Here is a 16,701-nt window from a genome sequence, read left to right as displayed (position 1 = left end):
CCGGTGGCGCGGCCCAGGTGCTAAAACGTTGAATTTTACCGGATTGACGGTGCGTTGAGACTTTCTGCGGAGCTCAGGTGTTGCGGCTGTCGTCGGGGGCGGTGGATGTCGCGGTTTTTTCGCTCTTAAGCGCGTTGCCGCGGCGCCCCGGCCGCCCTGGTCCAAAGGCGAAGCCGAATGCGAGCAAGATCAGCGAAACGGCGAGCACCGTGTTGTTGCCGCTCGTCACGTAGGGTGTATTGCCGGTCATGCCTTGCACGGTCGTGTCGAGCGCGCCGATCGTGAACGGCCGCAACCGTCCGGTCACGTTGCCGTGTGCATCGATGGCCGCGGTGGTGCCGGTGTTGGTGGCACGCAGCATCGGCCGGCCGGTTTCCAGCGAACGCATCCGCGCAATCTGCAGATGCTGGTCGAGTGCGATCGTGTTGCCGAACCAGCCGAGATTCGTCGAATTGATCAGTACGCTCACCGGCGCCGCGTTTTCGCGCACCGTGCGCGCGATTTCCTCGCCGAACAGATCCTCGTAGCAGATATCGACGGAGATCGCTTCGTTGTGGACCATGAACGGCTTTTGCACCGGTGCGCCGCGGTTGAAATCGCCGAGTGGGATGTTCATCATCTGGACGAACCAGTGGAAGCCCCAGGGCACGAACTCGCCGAACGGCACCAGGTGATGCTTGTCGTAACGGTAGAGGTCACGCGTTCCCGGCGTCATACCGAACAGGCTGTTCGTGTAGTCGACGATCCGGCGGTCCGGCGTGACCTTGCCGCCGATCGCGCCGAACACGATCGACGTACCGGTCGAATCCGCGAAATTGCGCACGGCGACGCCGAAATCTTCGGGCACATCCTGGACGAGTACGGGGATCGCGGTTTCCGGCGTGACGACGAGGTCGGCGGGCTTCGCGGTGATCATCCGCTGGAACTCGCGGATCGCACCGACCACACCGGCTTCGTCGAATTTCATGTCCTGCGGCACGTTGCCTTGCAGGAGCCGCACGTTCAGCGGCGCATTCGTCGGTGTGGTCCACGCGACGAGATGCAGCAGCGGTCCCGCTGCGATCAGTGCGAGCGCAACGATTGCCGGCGTGGCGATACGCGCGGTGTGCGAGCTGCCGGTGTTGCTGTTGTTACCGCTACTGCGGCTGCCGCCGCGCGGTTCACGAGTCCGCGCCCAGGCCTGCACGAGCAGCGCGGCAATCAGCGCAAGCACCCAGCCGACGCCATAGACGCCCATCACCGGCGCAAACCCGGCAAGCGGTCCATCGACCTGCGGATAACCGCTCGCGAGCCACGGAAAACCCGTGAAGATCGTGCCACGCAGCCATTCGCCGATCGCCCACGCGCTCGCGAACGCAAACGCGCCGTGCCACGTCGGCGCGAACGGCCGGTCGTCGGGTGAGGCGAGTGCGCCGTTGCGCGCGTGCCCCGCGCAGAACGACCAGATACCGGCAGCCAGCGCCGGATACAACGCGAGGTACAGCGAGAACAGCGCAACCGCGGCGCCCGCGAGCACCGCGGACATGCCGCCGTACACGTGCATGCTCACGTACAGCCACCACACGCCCGTGACGAAATTGCCGAAGCCGAATGCACCGCCCGTGAGCGCAGCGCTCTTCCAGCCGGTCGTCCGCGTGAGCCACGCGAAGAAGAACACGAACAGCACGATTTCGAGCCAGCCGCCGTGCGGCGTCGGCGCGAACGACAGCGTGTTCGCCGCGCCGGCGAAGAAGGCCAGCAGATAGTGCGAGCGGGGCAGCGTGCGGCCGTTGCCGACCGGAACAGTGGCTGCGGCAGGCGTTACGCCGGGCTGCAGTCGGGAGGAGATCGGGTCGGCCATCGTTACGCGGTCGGCGGGAAAGGTGAAGGGAGAACGGCGGGCTCAGGTCTGGACGTGCTGCGCGTCGCGCTCGCGCTGACCGGCCATCGGATCGCGACGCACGAGCAGCATGTGTATCTGACGCGCATCGCCGCGCAGGATCTCGAAGATCAGGTCGTCGAGGCGAACCTTCTCGCCACGATGCGGCACGCGGCCGAAATGATGCGTGACGAGTCCGCCGATCGTGTCGACTTCATCGTCGGAATAGTGCGTACCGAATGCCTCGTTGAACTGCTCGATCTCGGTGAGCGCACGCACGCGGAACCGGCCGTCCGGCGACGCAATGATGTTGCCGCTTTCCTCGTCGAAGTCGTATTCGTCCTCGATGTCGCCGACGATCTGCTCGAGCACGTCCTCGATCGTGATGAGGCCGGCAACGCCGCCGTACTCGTCGACGACGATCGCAATGTGATTGCGGTTCACGCGGAAGTCGTGCAGCAGCACGTTCAGGCGCTTCGACTCGGGGATGAACACCGCGGGGCGCAACATGCCGCGCACATCGAATTCTTCTTCGGCGTAGTAGCGCAGCAGGTCTTTCGCGAGCAGCACGCCGATCACGTTGTCGCGATTGCCTTCGTAGACCGGGTAGCGCGAGTGCGCCTTGTCGAGCACGTACGGCATGAATTCGTCCGGGGTCTCGGCGATGTTGATCGCATCCATTTGCGCGCGCGGAATCATGATGTCGCGTGCGCAGAGTTCGGAGACCTGGAAGACACCCTCGATCATCGACAGCGAGTCCGCGTCGATCAGATTGCGTTCATGCGCATCCTGGAGGATTTCGAGGAGTTCGCCGCGAGAATCGGGTTCGGGCGAGATGAAGTCGGTCAGTCGCTCGAGTAGCGAGCGCTTTTCCTGGGGTTTGCCTGTAGAGCGTCGACTGGGATAGGTGTCGTTCATGGTGATGCGCCCGGCCAGACTGGGCGCGCTGTTGCAGAGCACTTAGGATACACCACGCACATGGCGCGACCGTGTCTCGGGGACACTGGCGGACCACTGTGCGAGGCGGGTTAGGGCCATCCTAACCGATCGAAACGAAAAACGCGTGTTCGGGAAAAATCGCGGCGGATCGGTGACACATCAACGGCAGCGCGCGAGCAGCGCTTCGAGTGCGCGATCCGGCATACCGCTTTCGCGCAGCGCGGCGACGGTCCGGCTCACGTAGTCGAGCGTCGTGCCATAGCGGCCGTTTGCGCAACCGAACACCGTTTTCACAACCTCGTCGGGTAGCTTGCCGGTGTAGGTCACTACATCGCGGCGCATCACGAACGCGAGCGCGGCGATGCGTCGGCCGTCGGCGAGTACGCACGGCAGCCACGCGGGCCGGTACGAACCCATCGCCATTTCGCGGCGCCACAGCGCTTCGAGATGCGGCATTGCGCCTTCGGCGGCGAGCCGGAACGCGATGCCACTGCACGAGCCGCCGCGATCGAGTGCGAGTACGAGCCCCGGTTGCTCCGGCGTGCCGCGATTCACCCGCGACCACAGGTACAACCCGCGATGGTAGCCGTGCACGCGCGAGCGCATCGATTCAACGGTGGGCAGGCCAGGATTCCAGATCAGCGAGCCATAGCCGAACAGCCACAGGTCGCTCGTGCGGTCCCAGCTGGCCAGCGTGGCGTCCAGCGACGCGCGCAGTTCGCTTTCCGTCAGCAGCCGCGATTCACCGAGCATCGGCGGATAGCCGGGGTTCGGCAGCGCGGTGCTGCTTTCGTTGTTGACGCTACCGTTGGAGGAAGCGGCAGGAGCGGGGTTGCGGGCGTTCACGGCCGGTAAGGATCTGGAAAGCCCAGTTCCGCGAGGATTTCGGTTTCGATTGCTTCCATCTCTTCGGCTTCTTCCGCGATCTCGTGATCGTAGCCCTGCGCATGCAGCGCGCCATGCACCAGCAGATGCGCGTAGTGCGCGGCGAGCGGCTTGTTCTGCTCGGTGGCTTCTTTTTCGACCACCGGGCAGCACAGGATCAGATCGCCGGTAACCGGATCGTCCTCGGATTCCGCATACGCAAACGTCAGCACATTCGTCGCGTAATCCTTGCCGCGGTAAGTGCGGTTCAGCGTACGGCCCTCTTCGGCATCGACGAAGCGCACTGTCAGTTCCGCGTCCGCGAACAGCGCGGGCTTCAGCCATGCCGCGACAGTTGCGCGCGGCAGCAACTGCTTGTGCTCCGGCCACGCTTTCGCGGCGGGGAACTGCAGGTTCAGCGTCAGTTTCGGAGCGCGGCTCATGGTCCTCGGCGTCCTCAGCGCGCGTTACCGGCGTCGTCTTTCTTCGAATGCGCGTCGTACGCTTCGACGATGCGCGCAACGAGCGGATGCCGGACCACGTCCGCACTCGTGAAGCGCGTGATCGCGATGCCGCGTACCTCCGACAGCACCTGCTGCGCTTCGATCAACCCGCTCTTGTGGCCGCGCGGCAGATCGACCTGGGTCGTGTCGCCGGTCACGACCGCCTTCGAGCCGAAGCCGATCCGCGTGAGGAACATCTTCATTTGTTCCGGCGTCGTGTTCTGCGCTTCGTCGAGGATGATGAACGCATGGTTCAGCGTGCGACCGCGCATGTACGCGAGCGGCGCGATCTCGATCATCTGGCGCTCGAACATCTTCGCGGTCTTGTCGAAACCGAGCAGGTCGTACAGCGCGTCGTAAAGCGGCCGCAGATACGGATCGACCTTCTGCGCGAGATCGCCGGGCAGGAAGCCGAGACGCTCGCCGGCTTCGACGGCCGGGCGGGTCAGCACGATGCGCTTGACCTGGTCGCGTTCGAGCGCATCGACTGCACACGCTACCGCGAGATAGGTCTTGCCGGTACCGGCCGGCCCGATGCCGAAGGTCACGTCGTGCGACACGATCTGCTTCAGGTATTCGCGCTGCACCGGCGTGCGGCCACGCAGGTCGGCGCGCCGCGTATAGAGCTTCGGACCGAGATCGTCGCCATCCTCGTCGTCGCCGCTGCGCGGTGCTTCGTCGAACGGATGATCGGGGTCGCCGGGAAAGCGTGCGTCGGCATCGGTGCCGTTGTGCGCGGACCCCTGGCGATGCGCCGGCGCACGGCTGGCCGGATGGCGCGCTTCAACCAGCGCGAGCTGGATGTCGTCGATGGATAGCGGCTTGTGCGCGTTGCTGTAGAAGTCTTCGAGTGCCGTCAGCGCGACTTTCGCACCGCGACCGCGGATAGTCATGCGATGGCCGCGACGCTGAATCGTCACATCGAGCGCCTGCTCGATCTGCCGCAGGTTCTCGTCGACTGGTCCGCAGAGATTGGCGAGCCGCGCGTTGTCGTCGCGCGGTGCGGTGAATTCCAGATGCTGCTGAGAGGTCTTCAAGGCGGTGAGTCGCTCCTGTGCGCGCTTAAGGGGTGCCTAGTGAGTGCTGGCCGGCACGGCGTCGTGCAACAGCACGAGTTCGCCGCGCAGCGAGTGCGGATACGCGAGGTTGATCTTCACGTCGACCATCTGGCCGATCAGCCGCGCATGCGAGGCAACCGGCGCCGGGAAGTTCACGACGCGGTTGTTCTCGGTGCGGCCCGCGAGTTCGGTCGGGTCTTTGCGCGACGGTCCTTCGACCAGAATCCGCTCGACCCTGCCGACCATCGCCTGGCTGATACGCACGACGTTCTCTTCGATTGTCGCCTGCAAATGTTGCAGCCGTTTGAGCTTCACTTCGCGCGGCGTGTCGTCGTGCAGATTCGCGGCCGGCGTACCGGGCCGCGGGCTGTAGATAAACGAGAAGCTCGTGTCGTAGCTCATCTCGTGAATCAGCGCCATCATCTTGTCGAAATCTTCTTCGGTCTCACCGGGGAAGCCGACGATCATGTCGGTGGACAGCGACAGGTACGGGCGGATTGCGCGCAGCCGGCGAATCACCGATTTGTATTCGAGCACCGTGTAGCCGCGTTTCATCGCCATCAGGATGCGATCGGAGCCGTGCTGTACCGGCAGATGCAGGTGATTCACGAGCTTCGGCACCTTCGCGTAGGTGTCGATCAGCCGTTGCGTGAATTCCTTCGGATGCGACGTCGTATAGCGAATGCGCTCGATACCGGGGATATCGGCGACGTATTCGACCAGCGTCGCGAAGTCGGCGATATCGGGCGAGTGTTGCGTCAACGCGCCGCGATAAGCGTTCACGTTCTGGCCGAGCAGCGTAACTTCGCGCACGCCCTGATCGGCAAGCCCGGCAATTTCGGTGAGCACGTCGTCGAGCGGACGCGAGACTTCTTCGCCGCGCGTGTACGGCACGACGCAGTAGCTGCAGTACTTGCTGCAGCCTTCCATGATCGAGACGAACGCGCTCGGACCATCGACGCGCGCCGGCGGCAGATGGTCGAACTTTTCGATTTCCGGGAACGAGATGTCGACTTGCGGACGGCCGCTTGTGCGGCGCTGGTCGATCATCTGCGGCAGACGGTGCAGCGTTTGCGGGCCGAACACGAGATCGACATACGGTGCACGCGCAACGATCGCCGCACCTTCCTGGCTCGCGACACAACCGCCCACACCGATGATCAGGTTCGGATTCGCTTCCTTCAGCTCACGCACGCGGCCGAGATCGGAGAAAACTTTCTCCTGGGCCTTTTCGCGCACCGAGCAGGTATTGAAGAGAATGACGTCCGCGTCTTCCGGGGAGTCGGTCTTGATGAGCCCTTCGGCTGCGCCGAGTACGTCGACCATCTTGTCGGAGTCGTACTCGTTCATCTGGCAGCCAAAGGTCTTTACATAAACTTTCTTGGTCATTGAGATTCGCCGTTCGCAGTGGTTAACCTGGGGGCGTCTTCAAGTAAAACAGGTGAAAAGAGGGCGAAAAACGTGCGCGGCCCCGGCCAGCGGGACGACGCAGTGGTGTTCGCAACGGAATCCCGCATTATAGCCGCTCAAAACGGCGCTTTCATCGTGCCGGCTTCGATGCGGGCACCCCGAGCAGTGCTTCCAGTTCGGTCGTGACTTGCGCGAAACGCTCGCTCAGGAAGTCGAGCAGCACCCGCACCCGCGGCGCCATGAAGCGGTTGCGGTGATAGAGCGCATGCAGCGGCGCGTCCGGGTAGTGCCATTCGGGCAGCAGCACGCGCAGCCCGTCGGCGCGCAGGTCGGCTTCGACATCCCACATCGACTTGATCACGATGCCGTAGCCGCGCAGCGCCCATTCGCGGGCGATGGCGCCGTCGTTGGTTTCGCGCGAGGTGTCGAGCGGCACGGTGTAGTGCTGGACTTCGTCGCCGCGTGTGAAGCGCCATTCGTTGACGGGCCCCGACGCGGTGACGAGCACGATGCAGTCAAAACGCGCGAGATCGAGCGGGTCCTTCGGTTCGCCATGCCGCGCGACGTATTCCGGCGATGCGCACAGCACCCGCGGGTTCGGCGCGAGCGGGCGCGCCACCAGCGAGCTGTCGCGCGGCACGCCGAAGCGGATCGCGAGATCGATGTCTTCCTGCACGAGGTTCGACAGCGAATCCGACAGCGTGAGCGCGAACGTCACCTCGGGGTAAAGCTCGTTGAACTCGTCGAGCCAGTGCATCAGCAGGTTGCGGCCGAAATCGGAAGTGGCCGAGATCCGTACCTTGCCGCGTACGACGTTCTGGCCCGCCTGCAGCGCGGCTTCGGCGTCGTCTAGCGCCTGCAGTGCCTGCTGGCAGCAGCTCAGATACAGACGGCCTTCGTCGGTGAGGCGCAACTGGCGAGTCGTGCGCTCGAAGAGCCGCGCTTTCAGTTGCGCTTCCAGCTTGGCGAGCCGCGCGCTGGCGGCCGCCGGCGTGAGACCGAGCTTGCGGCCCGCCGCGGACAGGCCGCCCAGCTGCGCGGCCTCGACGAACAGGCGGATATCGCCGAGATTGTCCATCGATTATTCCAAATAATTTGAAAATGATTCAAATGCTACGCCAATTATCAAATTGACGCGCAACGCGGACAATCCGCACTTCTGAATGGCTTTTTGCCGGAGCGGTGTCGTCTCATGCATCTCGATCACGCAACGATCGTTACTCCCGATCTCGAAGGCGCGCGGCGGTTTTTCGTCGACGTGGTCGGGCTCGTGCGCGGCGCGCGGCCGCCGTTCGGGATCGACGGCGACTGGCTGTATGCGGATGGCCGTCCAGCGATCCATCTGGTCGCGGCGACGGTGCCTGGTTCGACCGCTCGTGCGACGCCGCGTATCGACCATGTCGCGTTTCGACTCGATACCGCCGCCGAGTGGGACGCGCTGCTTGCGCGGCTCGCTGCTGCCAAGGTCGATTCCCAGCGCGCCGAGGTTCCGCTCGCCGGTGAATTGCAATTGTTCGTTGCGCTGGCGCCGGGCGTCGTCATCGAGTTTGTGACGGCCCTGCACAACGTGCATCCTGCGCGCCCCTGAAATCTGGAGAAACTTCGATGCCTATCCCGCTCCTTGCGCTCGCCATCAGTGCGTTCGCTATCGGTACCACCGAGTTCGTGATCATGGGCCTGCTGCCCGAGGTTGCGCACGATCTCGCTGTTTCGCTGCCGTCCGCCGGTTTGCTTGTGAGCGGCTATGCGCTCGGCGTCGCGGTCGGTGCGCCGCTGCTCGCCGCTATCACTAGCAAGATGCCGCGCAAGCTCGCGTTACAGCTGTTGATGGGCGTGTTTATCGTCGGCAACGTGCTGTGCGCGGTGGCGTCCGGCTATACGGTGCTGATGATCGCGCGCGTCGTTACGTCGTTTGCGCACGGCTCGTTCTTCGGTATCGGTGCGGTGGTTGCCGCGTCGCTCGTGCCGCAGGAAAAGCGCGCCAGTGCGATTGCATTGATGTTCACCGGGCTCACGCTCGCGAACGTGCTCGGTGTGCCGTTTGGCACGTTTATCGGGCAGTTGTTCGGCTGGCGCATGGCGTTCTGGATCGTCTCGCTGCTCGGCGTGATTTCGCTTGCCGGTGTGGCCGCGCTCGTGCCGAACCGGCATGACACGGGGCCGGCCGGTCTCGGTCACGAAGTGCGGGTGCTGAAAGACCCGCAGGTCTGGATCGCGCTGCTGATGACGGTGCTCGGGTTCGGTGGTGTGTTCGTCGTGTTCACCTACATCGCGCCGATCCTCGAACAGGTGAGCGGTTTCTCGCCGCACGGCGTGACGCTGATTCTCGTGCTGTTCGGTATCGGTCTGACGATCGGCAATACGCTTGGCGGCAAGCTGGCGGACCGCGCGTTGATGCCTTCGCTGATGGGCATCCTGGTCACGCTCGCCGTCGTGATGGTGGTCTTTGCACACACGAGCCATTCGCAGGTTGCGGCCGCGGTGACCGTGTTTATCTGGGGCATCGCGGCGTTTGCGACCGTGCCGCCGCTACAGATGCGCGTTGTCGAGAAGGCGACGGCGGCACCGAATCTGGCGTCGACGTTGAATATCGGCGCGTTCAATGTCGGCAATGCGGGCGGTGCGTGGCTCGGTGGTCTCGCGATCGGTCATGGCTACGGGCTCGACATGCTGCCGTGGGTCGCGGCTGCGGTGACTGTTGCCGCGTTGCTGTTGACGTGGATTGCAGCGCGGATGGATGCGCCTTCGGCGGTAGTGCAGCAGGCGTAACTGTGACGCTTTATGCCGCCGGCATGATGTTTCATCCAGCGCGCGCCTTATAAGAAATTCGCACAAGCATTCTCAGAATCGTCCTCCGCGATGCTGATAACAGTGTGAAGATAACTTCGTTGGGCGCGGCGAAACGCGATGCTAGTCTAGCCTCCACTAACGCTCGTCCGCCTTCCGGCGGCGCTCCTGGAGGCAATCATGCATTCCCCGCTTGCGCTGGTTCGCGATCCCGCGGCTGAGGCCGCAGCCCTGTCCGCTCATCAGGGTACGCATTTCGTTCATGACGGTTCGCGCAGCAACGAATCGTTCGATACGCTCGAGCATCTCGTCGGTGTGAATCTCGCGCGATTGCGCGCAGAACGGCAACTGTCGCTCGATGCGCTGGCGCGTGCATCCGGTGTGTCCCGCGCGATGCTCGCGCAGATCGAATCGGCGCGCAGCGTGCCGTCGATCAAGGTGCTCTGCAAGGTCGCAGCTGCACTGAAGGTGTCGGTGTCCGCGTTTCTGCGACGGCACGCGCTGAACGGTTTCGAACATCTTCCCGCCGATCGCGCGGCTCGCGTCGTCAGTGCGGATGGCCGCTATTCGGCGCGCTCGCTGTACCCCGATGCAGAGCCCGCCGCCGCCGAGTTTCACGAATTGCGTATTGCACCGCTGCACACGGAACCCGGCACGCGCCGCGCGCCAGGTACGACGGTCAACCTCGTAGTCAGCGAAGGCACGCTCGAAGTGAGCGTGCACGAGCAGCGACAGTTGCTCGCCACTGGCGACGCAATCGTCTTCGATGCGGACCAGCCGTACAGCCTGCGCAATCCCGGCGACACCGAAGCACGCGCGTTTCGCGTGACGCTCAATGCGGAAACGCCGCCGCGCTGGGACGTGCCGCCCGAAACGCTGCGGCATGCGGCGGAACGTGTGGCCGACGCGGGCCGGTGATATTTGCGAATCCCTGTGGCCCGCAGATGTGCCCCGATTCGGGCACATGCCTGGGTGCAGATTCAAGCCTCTAATCTGCTCTTGCCGCGCAGCATGACGTGCGTGGCTGTTGTATCCTTTGCCGGCCGGACATTCGGTCCGGCAATCAGTGCGTCTTCAGGGCGGGGTGAAATTCCCCACCGGCGGTATGCCGGCAGCGCAGTCATCACTGCGCGAGCCGACGAGCCCGCGAGCGCCCGTGTTGTTCTGTCTTGCGAAGCCTCACGGCATCGTTAGACGAAACGGGGTCAGCAGATCTGGTGCGATGCCAGAGCCGACGGTCATAGTCCGGATGGAAGAAGATGTGCAGATAGTCATGTGCGTTCCGTTGCACTGTCGGCCTGGTTTGGCGGCGAGTGGCGGTTTGCGGTCGTGCCGTTCGCGGTGCGGCTCGCGGGATACGTTCTGCCTGTTTGCAATGCCCTGAAACGTTTTTCGCCCAACTCTCGCGAGGAGCGTTTCACATGTCTCTTGCTACTGCTGTTTCCGCTGTTTCCGCGGTTTCTTCCATTGCTGCCTTTCCAGCACCCACGACGATCGCCCCCGATGCGTTCGCCGATCTTCCTCAACTCGTTTTAGAACCTGTGCCCCCACGTATCGCCGCCGCATTGCAGGCGATGCGCGACGGTCGCGCGGTCGTGTTGCAGGACGATCACGATCGCGAGAACGAAGCCGATCTGATCGTGTCCGCCGAACGCCTGAGCGTCGAAACCATGGCACTGCTGATCCGCGAATGCAGCGGCATCGTGTGCCTGTGTCTGCCCGACGAGAAAATCCGCGCGCTCGAATTGCCGCCGATGTCGATCAACAACGAGAGTCGTCACGGCACGGCGTTCACGGTATCGATCGAAGCACGCGATGGCGTGACGACCGGCGTATCGGCTGTCGATCGCGTGACGACGATACGCGCCGCAATCGCCAGGCACGCACAACCCGCCGACATCGTTCGACCGGGGCACGTGTTTCCGTTGCGTGCAATGCCGGGCGGCGTGCTGGCGCGGCGCGGCCATACCGAAGGGACCGTCGATCTCGCGATCCTTGCGGGCCTGCAACCGGCCGGCGTGCTATGCGAACTGATGAACGAGGATGGCACGATGACGCGCGGCGCGGAGGTCGAACGCTTCGCGGCGAAACACAATCTGCCGATCCTGACGATCGCCGAGCTGGTTGAATTCCGCACGGCGCTGGCAGCCGCACGCGAGTATTGCGAAGACTGCGCCTGATCGGAAGCCGCGCTCAGGTAGCAAAACGAAAGCCCGGTAGCACTATCGTGCCATCGGGCTTTCTCGCGCTTATCGAACGGACCGCGCTTAAGACTGCGCGCTGCCGAACTCGCCGCGCACGCCCGCTTCGACGAGCGGGGGCAACTCGTCCATGCGCTCGATGATGCGCGTGATACCGATCTTGCGCAGCACGTCGGCGTATCCCGACGGAATATGACTCGCACCGACGAACGCAATCGTTTTCATCCCCGCCGCGCTCGCCGCATTCAATCCGGCGATGCTGTCCTCGACGACCACGCAGCGATCGGGAGCAACGCCGAGCTGTTGCGCAGCGAACAGATAAACGTCGGGGTAGGGCTTCGGTCGCGCGACCTGTTCGGCGCTGAAGATGCGTTCCGCAAACACATCGCTGAGCCCCGCCCGTCGCACGGATGCGGTCACGCGTGCGAGGTGACTGTTCGATACGACGGCAGCCGGCAGCGTTATCCGGTGCAGCGCCTCGCGCACACCGTTGATCGGACTGAGTGACCTGGCGAGTTCGACTTCGGTGTTGCGCTCGACGGTTTCGAGGAAATCAGCGGGCAGTTTGATATTCAACGATGCTTCGACGCCCGCGAGAAAGCGCGAGGTCTGCTGGCCGAAGGCGGTCTTGACGACCGGCTTGAAATCGAGCGCGGGAAAGAGCGCGGTCAGCGTGTCGAACATCACGCGGTCGGCAATGATTTCGCTGTCGACGAGTACGCCGTCGCAGTCACAGATGAGATGGTCGATCATGCGGCAAAAGAAGAGGCGGGCGGAACATCCGCCACGCGTAAAAGCGTCATGATACGTGCTTTACGCGTGCCGTCGTTCCGTGCCGCCTGATGCGCCGCTCCATTCACCTCGACGAGGCTGACGGGTTAGATCTGCTCCGCACGCGCTTCGATCGTCTTTTCACCCTGAAGCGCCCGCACACGCGCCGGCAGGAACGGGTGGATCAGCAACTGATAAGCCCCGCCGCCAATCACACCGCCGATCAACGGCGCAACGATCGGAATCCACCAGAAGTTATCGGGCGACGGCAGCGCGGACGAACCCCAACCGGCAAAGTAAGCGAACAGACGCGGTCCGAAATCGCGAGCGGGGTTCATCGCCCACGCTTCGAGATATCCCATCGACGCACCGAGTGTTGCCACGAGAAAGCCGATCATCAACGCGCCGACATTCGCCTTGGGCGCCATTTCGTTGAACTGCTCGGTGATCGCAAAGATGCCGAACAGCAGCAGCGCAGTCAGGATCACTTCGTCGGAGAACGCGTGCATCGGTGTGATGGCGAGGCCCGGGTGCGTGAAGAACACGCCGGCTGCGCCGCCGTCCGCGCGCGTCAGATGATGCAGCGTGTTGAAGTGGTCGATTACCGGCGCATACAGCGTGTAGACGAGGACTGCGCCCAGCACACCGCCGATCACCTGCGCGACCCAGTACGGCAACACCTTGCGCCATGAGAAGCCGCGGAACAGCGCCAGTGCCAGTGTGACCGCGGGATTCGCATGCGTACCTGAAATCGAGCCTGTGACGTAGATCGCAATCGTCACCGCCAGCCCCCATGCCATACAGACGCCCCAATAGGCGTTCACATAGGGACTCGGATCGTAAAGCACGTACATGCACGCGACCGAATCGCCGAAAGCGATGATGATCAGGACCGCAATGGCCTCAGAGATCAGTTCTCCTATGAACTGACGCCTCGCTAATTGTTGAGTGATGGTTGACATCGAAAATGCTCCTGAATTGGATGAACGAATCTGATCGGCAGACGAGGGCGCGAACGCCCTGCGCGTCAGCGTCAATCAGCGTCGGCCCACGCTTTTGCAGCGTTCACCGCGCGCTGCCAGCCGTGCACGTGGCGCTTCACATCGTCCGCGGCGAGCGATGCCTTGAAGCGATGATCGAGCTTCCACTGATCCTTCAGTTCGTTCACATCCTTCCAGTAACCCACGGCGAGACCGGCCAGATAGGCGGCGCCGAGCGCGGTGGTTTCGCTGATCTGCGGACGCACGACATCGACGCCGAGCACGTCTGCCTGGAACTGCATCAGCAGGTTATTGGCGCAGGCGCCGCCGTCTACGCGCAGTTCCGCGATGCGGATGCCCGAATCGGCTTCCATGGCTTTCAGCACATCGAGCGACTGATAGGCGATCGAATCGAGCGCCGCGCGTGCGATATGTGCCGAGTCCGTTCCGCGTGTCACGCCGAATAGCGTGCCGCGTGCACGGGCGTTCCAGTGCGGTGCACCGAGGCCCGCGAACGCCGGCACCAGGTAGACGCCGTCCGAATGCGCGACGCTGCCTGCCAGCTTTTCGATATCCGCTGCGCTCTTGATGATCCCGAGCCCGTCGCGCAGCCACTGCACCACCGCGCCGGCGATAAAGATGCTGCCTTCAAGCGCGTAGTTGATCTGGTCGCCGATCTGCCACGCGATGGTCGTGACCAGGTTGTTCTTCGATTCGATCGGTTTGTCGCCGGTGTTCATGACGAGGAAGCAGCCGGTGCCGTAGGTGTTCTTCACCATGCCCGACTGCGTGCACATCTGGCCGAACAGCGCCGCATGCTGATCGCCGGCGATACCCGCCAGCGGAATCTTCGATGCGAACACGGTGGTCACCGTCTGCCCGTAAACCTCCGACGACGGACGCACTTCGGGCAGCATGCTGCGCGGAATGTCGAGCGCTTCGAGCAGTTCTTCGTCCCACTTCAGCGTGTGAATGTTGAAGAGCATCGTGCGCGACGCGTTGGTGACGTCGGTGACGTGGAGCCCCTGCTTCGTGAAGTTCCACACGAGCCAGGTATCCACCGTGCCGAACGCGAGCTTGCCTTGCTTCGCTTTTTCGCGGGCACCTTCGACGTTGTCGAGAATCCAGCGAATCTTGGTCCCGGAGAAATACGAGTCGATCGGCAGGCCGGTTTTGGCGCGTACCTTCTCTTCGAGTCCTTTCGCTTTCAACTGGTCGCAAAAGTCTGCGGTACGGCGGTCCTGCCAGACGATCGCGTTGTAGATCGGTTGTCCGGTTTCGCGATCCCAGACGATGGTCGTTTCGCGCTGGTTCGTGATGCCGATTGCGGCAATCGAGGTGCCGTTCAAACCGGCGCGCGTAACGGCTTCGGCGGCGACGCCTGCCTGGGTCGACCAGATTTCCTGCGGGTCGTGCTCGACCCAGCCCGGACGCGGATAGATCTGCTGGAATTCCTTCTGGGCGACCGACACGATATTGCCTTGCCGGTCGAACAGCATTGCGCGTGAGCTCGTAGTGCCCTGATCTAGCGCGAGGATGTATTGATCCTGCATTGTCTCTTCTCCATGCGTTTTCATGATGAGCCGGAGGGTGTCCGGCGCTCGGAACGGCTTGTTGTTCTAGTGATGCAACTGCCGTGATGCTTGTTACGGATTCCGCAGGCGCGGCGATCACGCGGCGTTAGCCGCGCAGCCCGTCGCGAACGGTGTTATGCGTGCTGGCCGGCCGGTTCGCGTGCGAACCACGCGTCGATTTCACCGGCCACGCGCTCAAGCGTGCCCGCTTCGACGTGCAGACCGAGCTTCGAACGGCGCCACAGCACGTCTTTTGAGCTGCGTGCCCATTCGATGTCGCGCAGATAGCGCAGCTCGGATTCGTACAGGCCCGGTGTGAATGCCTGGCCGAGATCGTCGAGCGAACGTGCGTTGCCGATCACCTTCGATGCGCGTGTGCCGTAGGCGCGCGCATAGCGGTGCGCGAGCGCGGCCGGCAGCCACGAGTATTGCTGCTGGAACTGCGCGAGAAAGCGCTTGAAGTTGGCTCCGGCGATATCGCCGCCGGGCAGCGGCGCGCGCGCGGCGGTCCACGCGGGGGCGTTCTTCTGCAACGCGCGGGCGAGTTCGTCGACGGCTTCTTCGGCGAGCTTGCGGAAGGTTGTGATCTTGCCGCCGAACACCGACAGCAGCGGTGCTTCGCCGGACGGTGCGTCGAGTTCGAGCCGGTAGTCGCGCGTCACCGCCGACGGGTTGTCCGCGTTCTCGTCTTCGAGCAGCGGGCGCACGCCGGAATAAGTCCAGCTCACGTCGCGCGGTGCGATCTGCCGACGGAAGTAACGGTTGATCGAATCGCACAGGTACTGGATTTCATCCGGCGTGATCGAAACTTCAGCGGGGTCGCCGTGATATTCGATGTCGGTGGTGCCGATCAGCGTGAAGTCGTGTTCGTACGGAATCGCGAAGATGATCCGCTTGTCCGGGTTCTGGAAGATGTACGCGTGGTCGTGGTCGAACAGTTTGGGTACGACGATATGGCTGCCTTTCACGAGCCGTACGCTGTGATGCGCGCCGCGTCCCAGCGGGCCATGCAGCAGCTCGCCGACCCACGGGCCCGCCGCGTTGGCGATCGCCCCGGCGCGTACGTCGAGCACGCTGCCGTCCTCCTGCTGGAGTTGCGCGTGCCATTCGCCGCCGGCGCGCACGGCGCCGATCAGCTTCGTGCGGGTGAGTACCGTTGCGCCGTGCTCCTGCGCGTCGAGCGCATTCAGCACGACGAGGCGGGCGTCATCGACCCAGCCGTCGGAATAGACAAAGCCGCGTTTGATCGATTCGACGAGCGGGGCGCCCGCCGGATGGCGCCGCATGTCGATGCCGCGGGAGCCGGGCAGCAGTTCGCGCCGGGCCAGGTGATCGTAGAGAAAGAGACCCGCGCGGATCAGCCAGGCGGGCCGCAGATCGGGCATGTGGGGCATCACGAAGCGCAGCGGCCACATGATGTGCGGCGCGGCGCGCAGCAGCGTTTCACGCTCCTGCAGCGCCTTGCGCACGAGCCCGAACTCGCGATACTCCAGGTAGCGCAGGCCGCCGTGAATCAGCTTGGTGCTGCACGACGAGGTGTGTGCCGCGAGGTCGTGCTGCTCGCAGAGCAGCACCGACAAACCGCGACCGGCGGCGTCGCGGGCAATGCCCGCACCGTTGATTCCGCCGCCCACGACGAGCAGGTCGTATCTAGAACCTTGCGTCACCGGCTGTGCTCCCAGTCCATAAAGGAAACATGAAGGAAAAACTATCGAACCGATAGTGTTCGTTTTCGAACTTTAATGAACAAATTCGA

15 protein-coding genes and 1 riboswitch are annotated in these 16,701 nt (G+C 63.5%); of the genes, 4 read left to right on the top strand and 11 right to left on the bottom strand.

Features of this window, described 5'->3' with window-relative positions; genetic code table 11:
* Nucleotides 1-73 precede the first annotated feature (73 nt).
* From lnt to FNZ07_RS30390, 7 genes are all read right to left on the bottom strand, one after another.
* Entirely contained in the window at nt 74-1,840 is a 1,767-nt protein-coding gene (lnt, locus tag FNZ07_RS30420) for an apolipoprotein N-acyltransferase (RefSeq protein ID WP_091011050.1), read from the bottom strand.
* Between the two features lie 42 nt (nt 1,841-1,882).
* The gene (locus FNZ07_RS30415) at nt 1,883-2,776 is read right to left on the bottom strand and encodes an HlyC/CorC family transporter (protein WP_091011617.1); all 894 of its coding nucleotides are present in this window, start codon (nt 2,774-2,776) and stop codon (nt 1,883-1,885) included.
* A 180-nt stretch (nt 2,777-2,956) separates the two neighbouring features.
* A complete protein-coding gene (locus tag FNZ07_RS30410; protein ID WP_091011618.1) occupies nt 2,957-3,550 on the bottom strand; it encodes a gamma-glutamylcyclotransferase in 594 nt (197 codons plus the stop codon).
* An 89-nt stretch (nt 3,551-3,639) separates the two neighbouring features.
* Nucleotides 3,640-4,104, bottom strand: coding sequence for an rRNA maturation RNase YbeY (gene ybeY, locus FNZ07_RS30405; protein ID WP_091011051.1), 465 nt, complete (start codon nt 4,102-4,104; stop codon nt 3,640-3,642).
* Between the two features lie 14 nt (nt 4,105-4,118).
* The gene (locus tag FNZ07_RS30400) at nt 4,119-5,201 is read right to left on the bottom strand and encodes a PhoH family protein (RefSeq protein ID WP_091011052.1); all 1,083 of its coding nucleotides are present in this window, start codon (nt 5,199-5,201) and stop codon (nt 4,119-4,121) included.
* 36 nt (nt 5,202-5,237) lie between these two features.
* The gene (gene miaB, locus FNZ07_RS30395; RefSeq protein ID WP_091011053.1) at nt 5,238-6,611 is read right to left on the bottom strand and encodes a tRNA (N6-isopentenyl adenosine(37)-C2)-methylthiotransferase MiaB; all 1,374 of its coding nucleotides are present in this window, start codon (nt 6,609-6,611) and stop codon (nt 5,238-5,240) included.
* Nucleotides 6,612-6,762: 151 nt separating this feature from the next.
* Nucleotides 6,763-7,710: a LysR family transcriptional regulator gene (locus tag FNZ07_RS30390; RefSeq protein WP_091011054.1), complete on the bottom strand. Its 948-nt coding sequence runs from the start codon at nt 7,708-7,710 to the stop codon at nt 6,763-6,765.
* 114 nt (nt 7,711-7,824) lie between these two features.
* Here FNZ07_RS30390 and FNZ07_RS30385 point away from each other — a divergent pair, with 114 nt between their 5' ends.
* The 4 genes from FNZ07_RS30385 to ribB all read left to right on the top strand — a co-directional run bounded on the left by FNZ07_RS30385 (nt 7,825) and on the right by ribB (nt 11,599).
* Complete coding sequence (locus FNZ07_RS30385) at nt 7,825-8,220, top strand: VOC family protein (RefSeq protein ID WP_091011055.1); 396 nt, start codon at nt 7,825-7,827, stop codon at nt 8,218-8,220.
* A 17-nt stretch (nt 8,221-8,237) separates the two neighbouring features.
* A complete protein-coding gene (locus FNZ07_RS30380) occupies nt 8,238-9,401 on the top strand; it encodes an MFS transporter (RefSeq protein ID WP_091011056.1) in 1,164 nt (387 codons plus the stop codon).
* Nucleotides 9,402-9,599: 198 nt separating this feature from the next.
* Nucleotides 9,600-10,337, top strand: a complete 738-nt coding sequence (locus FNZ07_RS30375) for a helix-turn-helix domain-containing protein (protein ID WP_091011057.1) — start codon at nt 9,600-9,602, stop codon at nt 10,335-10,337.
* A gap of 148 nt (nt 10,338-10,485) precedes the next feature.
* A riboswitch (FMN riboswitch) is annotated at nt 10,486-10,684 on the top strand.
* A gap of 156 nt (nt 10,685-10,840) precedes the next feature.
* A complete protein-coding gene (gene ribB / locus FNZ07_RS30370; protein WP_091011058.1) occupies nt 10,841-11,599 on the top strand; it encodes a 3,4-dihydroxy-2-butanone-4-phosphate synthase in 759 nt (252 codons plus the stop codon).
* Between the two features lie 87 nt (nt 11,600-11,686).
* Here ribB and FNZ07_RS30365 read toward each other — a convergent pair whose 3' ends face one another.
* The 4 genes from FNZ07_RS30365 to glpD form a co-directional block, all read right to left on the bottom strand.
* A complete protein-coding gene (locus FNZ07_RS30365; RefSeq protein WP_091011059.1) occupies nt 11,687-12,373 on the bottom strand; it encodes an HAD family hydrolase in 687 nt (228 codons plus the stop codon).
* Nucleotides 12,374-12,498: 125 nt separating this feature from the next.
* Nucleotides 12,499-13,353, bottom strand: a complete 855-nt coding sequence (locus FNZ07_RS30360; protein WP_091011060.1) for an MIP/aquaporin family protein — start codon at nt 13,351-13,353, stop codon at nt 12,499-12,501.
* Between the two features lie 71 nt (nt 13,354-13,424).
* Complete coding sequence (gene glpK, locus FNZ07_RS30355) at nt 13,425-14,924, bottom strand: glycerol kinase GlpK (RefSeq protein WP_091011061.1); 1,500 nt, start codon at nt 14,922-14,924, stop codon at nt 13,425-13,427.
* Nucleotides 14,925-15,079: 155 nt separating this feature from the next.
* Nucleotides 15,080-16,612 carry a glycerol-3-phosphate dehydrogenase gene (glpD, locus tag FNZ07_RS30350; RefSeq protein WP_091011062.1) on the bottom strand — a complete coding sequence of 511 codons (1,533 nt, stop codon included), beginning with the start codon at nt 16,610-16,612 and terminating at the stop codon, nt 15,080-15,082.
* Nucleotides 16,613-16,701 lie beyond the last annotated feature (89 nt).

Origin of the sequence: Paraburkholderia megapolitana, from assembly GCF_007556815.1 — a bacterium.
In the GTDB taxonomy this organism is placed as follows: Bacteria; Pseudomonadota; Gammaproteobacteria; order Burkholderiales; family Burkholderiaceae; genus Paraburkholderia; species Paraburkholderia megapolitana.
This window is presented reverse-complemented; position numbering and strand designations above follow the sequence as displayed.

Coding starts and splice junctions, on each gene's coding strand:
- FNZ07_RS30375 (WP_091011057.1), top strand. CDS start 9,600: ATGCATTCCCCGCTTGCGCTGGTTCGCGATCCCGCGGCTGAGGCCGCA.
- FNZ07_RS30365 (WP_091011059.1), bottom strand. CDS start 12,373: ATGATCGACCATCTCATCTGTGACTGCGACGGCGTACTCGTCGACAGC.
- ribB (WP_091011058.1), top strand. CDS start 10,841: ATGTCTCTTGCTACTGCTGTTTCCGCTGTTTCCGCGGTTTCTTCCATT.
- miaB (WP_091011053.1), bottom strand. CDS start 6,611: ATGACCAAGAAAGTTTATGTAAAGACCTTTGGCTGCCAGATGAACGAG.
- FNZ07_RS30385 (WP_091011055.1), top strand. CDS start 7,825: ATGCATCTCGATCACGCAACGATCGTTACTCCCGATCTCGAAGGCGCG.
- ybeY (WP_091011051.1), bottom strand. CDS start 4,104: ATGAGCCGCGCTCCGAAACTGACGCTGAACCTGCAGTTCCCCGCCGCG.
- FNZ07_RS30410 (WP_091011618.1), bottom strand. CDS start 3,550: ATGCTCGGTGAATCGCGGCTGCTGACGGAAAGCGAACTGCGCGCGTCG.
- FNZ07_RS30360 (WP_091011060.1), bottom strand. CDS start 13,353: ATGTCAACCATCACTCAACAATTAGCGAGGCGTCAGTTCATAGGAGAA.
- FNZ07_RS30380 (WP_091011056.1), top strand. CDS start 8,238: ATGCCTATCCCGCTCCTTGCGCTCGCCATCAGTGCGTTCGCTATCGGT.
- FNZ07_RS30415 (WP_091011617.1), bottom strand. CDS start 2,776: ATGAACGACACCTATCCCAGTCGACGCTCTACAGGCAAACCCCAGGAA.
- glpK (WP_091011061.1), bottom strand. CDS start 14,924: ATGCAGGATCAATACATCCTCGCGCTAGATCAGGGCACTACGAGCTCA.
- lnt (WP_091011050.1), bottom strand. CDS start 1,840: ATGGCCGACCCGATCTCCTCCCGACTGCAGCCCGGCGTAACGCCTGCC.
- FNZ07_RS30390 (WP_091011054.1), bottom strand. CDS start 7,710: ATGGACAATCTCGGCGATATCCGCCTGTTCGTCGAGGCCGCGCAGCTG.